The sequence below is a fragment of the Mesorhizobium sp. M1E.F.Ca.ET.041.01.1.1 genome, from assembly GCF_003997355.1.
Taxonomy (GTDB): Bacteria; Pseudomonadota; Alphaproteobacteria; order Rhizobiales; family Rhizobiaceae; genus Mesorhizobium.
Window position 1 is genome coordinate 1 of the sequence record NZ_RZSL01000699.1, and the last position, 2,740, is coordinate 2,740.

The window sequence follows — 2,740 nt, forward strand, 5'->3', positions numbered from 1 at the left end:
GTTCAGACATCAGAAAATAGAAACCATCGACCTCAATGCCCTCGCCCGATAGCATGCAAAACTGTTCGCGATGTCTTCGCACACCTGTTCGCGATGTCCCCGGTCCAAACACCCTTGTGGGAGAAGGAAAGCCCGGCCCCATGACTCCGCCTGCAACCTGTGCTATGCGCCTCGCTTCATTTCGGGCACGATGCTGAAATCGGCCGCAAACCGCTTATATTGGCGCAACCATGACCCTTTCGTTCGATCTGACCGCCGAAGGCGCCCGCGACGCCTTGCGCGCCCGCACCCCGGCGGCCGAAAAGCCGTCGCTGATCGGCCTGACCCGCGCCGAGCTTGGCGCCGCCCTCGTCGCGGCCGGCATCGTCCCTGAGCGCCAGGCCAGGATGCGCGCGCAGCAGCTCTGGCACTGGATGTATGTGCGCGGCGTCTCCGACTTCGCCCATATGTTCAACATCTCCAAGGAATTGCGCGCCGAGCTCGACAAGCATTTCACCGTCGCGCGCCCCGAGATCGTCGAGGAGCAGATCTCCTCCGACGGCACGCGCAAATGGCTGTTCCGCTTTCCGCCGCGCGGCGCCGGTCGCCCGGTCGAGATCGAGACCGTCTATATTCCCGAGGAAGGCCGCGGCACGCTCTGCATCTCCTCGCAGGTCGGCTGCACGCTGACCTGCTCCTTCTGCCACACCGGCACGCAGAAGCTGGTGCGCAACCTGACGACGGAAGAAATCCTGGCGCAGTTGCTTACCGCGCGCGACCGGCTCGGCGATTTCCCCGACCGCGACACGCCGGACGGCGCCATCGTGCCGGCCGAGGGCAGAAAGGTCTCCAACATCGTCATGATGGGCATGGGCGAGCCGCTCTACAATTTCGAGGCGGTGAAGAAGGCGCTGCTGATCGCTTCCGACGGCGACGGGCTGTCCCTGTCCAAGCGCCGCATCACGCTGTCGACCTCCGGCGTCGTGCCGGAGATCGCCCGCACCGGCGAGGAGATCGGCGTCATGCTGGCGATCTCGCTGCACGCCACCAATGACGATCTGCGCGACCTTCTGGTGCCGATCAACAAGAAGTTCCCGCTGAAGGAGCTGATCGCCGCCTGCCGCGCCTATCCCGGTCTCTCCAATGCCAAGCGCATCACCTTCGAATATGTGATGCTGAAGGACGTCAACGATTCGCTCGACGACGCCAAGGCGCTGGTGAAGCTGCTCAAGGGCATTCCGGCCAAGATCAACCTGATTCCGTTCAATCCCTGGCCCGGCACCAACTACCAGTGCTCGGACTGGGAGACGATCGAGAAGTTCGCCGACTACATCAACAATGCCGGCTATGCCTCGCCGATCCGCACGCCGCGCGGCCGCGACATCCTCGCCGCCTGCGGCCAGTTGAAGTCGGAATCGGAGCGCATGCGCAAGGTCGACCGGCTGGCGCTCGAGGCAATGATGATTGCGGGGCACGGCGAGGCGTGAGGCGTATCATCGCCTATCTCGTCCGCTTCGCCGTCATCCTGATCGGCTATGCGGTCGCCTCGCTGGCGGCCAGCGCCTTCCTCAATCTGCTCTTCCTCGGCTATTTCGCCTATGCGCCGGAGCCCGGGCATTCGACGATCGCACCCGCGCTTTATTTTTCGGTGCCTTTCGTGGCGCTGTTCGTCGCCTATTTCGGCTTCATGCCGGCGGCGATCGTCATCCTGATCGCCGAAGTGCTCGGCCGTCGCGACTGGCTGTTCTACGCGCTGGGCGGCGCCGTCATCGCCGTCGTCTTCCTCGGCTTCGCGCACAATATCGGCGATGCCGACTTCGATGTCACCGACAACAATGTCAGGCTCGCGCTAGTCGGCAGCGGCATGGTCGGCGGCATCTTCTACTGGCTCTCCGCCGGCCGCTGGGCCGGCACCTGGCGCCGCGAGCCATTGCTCGATCCTGAAGCCTGAGATCGGCGCAGGCTTACTTTGCCTGCGCCGTCAGGATCTTGAGCGCGAAGGCCGAGAACACGCCGCCGAACAGATAGTCGACAACGCGCGTGACGCGCGGGCTCGCCTTCATCGCAGCCGCGAATTTCTCCGCCGCCAGCACCATCGGCGCCGTCACCGGGATCGCCAGCACGATGAACATCACGCCGAGGAAGAACAGTTTTCCCGGCGCGTTCGGGTCATGCGCGGAGACGAATTGCGGCAGGAAGGTCATGAAGAACAGGATGATCTTCGGGTTGAGCAGGTTGACGCCGAGCCCGGCCGCCCAACTGCGGAACAGCGAGATCCGCGGCCCCTCCTTCTTCTCCGGCGAAAAGGCCGAGCCCTTCGTCACCGCCTGCCAGGCCAGGAAGACGAGATAGCCGGCGCCAAAGATCTTCAGCGCGAAAAAGGCCATCGGCGAAGCCACGATCAGCGCCGAGACGCCGACCACCACCAGCGTGGTATGGATCAGCGTGCCGCACAGCGCGCCGGCCATCGAGGCGAAGCCTGTGGCGCGGCCCTGGCTCAGCGTGCGCGACACGAACAGTGTCATGTCCGGTCCGGGCGTGATCGCCAGGATGACGGTTGCGATGGCGAACTGGATCAGCGTCGTGGTGTCGGGAATGAAGGACATGGCTCGCCCCTGCGGGATGGATCGCAGACCCTATAGCGCAGCCATGTCCGTTTCGCCAGCAACTGCCGGCGTGGCGGCGGCACAATCTCCCCCCTTGAGGGGGAGATGTCGCCAAAGGCGACAGAGGGGGTCGCCGCGCGTGAAGCGCCGGCATT

At 64.5% G+C, this 2,740-nt stretch carries 3 protein-coding genes; 2 read left to right on the forward strand and 1 reads right to left on the reverse strand.

The features are described 5' to 3' along the window. Positions 1-230: 230 nt before the first annotated feature. Entirely contained in the window at positions 231-1,466 is a 1,236-nt protein-coding gene (gene rlmN / locus EOA38_RS32795) for a 23S rRNA (adenine(2503)-C(2))-methyltransferase RlmN (RefSeq protein WP_127301181.1), read from the forward strand. Continuing rightward, positions 1,463-1,930: a hypothetical protein gene (locus EOA38_RS32800; protein WP_127301182.1), complete on the forward strand. Its 468-nt coding sequence runs from the start codon at positions 1,463-1,465 to the stop codon at positions 1,928-1,930. Before rlmN ends, EOA38_RS32800 begins: the two co-directional genes overlap by 4 nt. 13 nt (positions 1,931-1,943) lie before the next feature. On the opposite strand, the gene EOA38_RS32805 is transcribed toward EOA38_RS32800, so the two are convergent. Further along, on the reverse strand, positions 1,944-2,585 hold the full coding sequence (locus EOA38_RS32805; RefSeq protein ID WP_127301183.1) for a LysE family translocator: 642 nt from the start codon (positions 2,583-2,585) through the stop codon (positions 1,944-1,946). Between the last annotated feature and the right edge of the window lie 155 nt (positions 2,586-2,740).

Excerpts from the sequence above, each read along its gene's own strand:
- rlmN (WP_127301181.1), top strand. The coding sequence starts at position 231 with ATGACCCTTTCGTTCGATCTGACCGCCGAAGGCGCCCGCGACGCCTTG.
- EOA38_RS32805 (WP_127301183.1), bottom strand. The coding sequence starts at position 2,585 with ATGTCCTTCATTCCCGACACCACGACGCTGATCCAGTTCGCCATCGCA.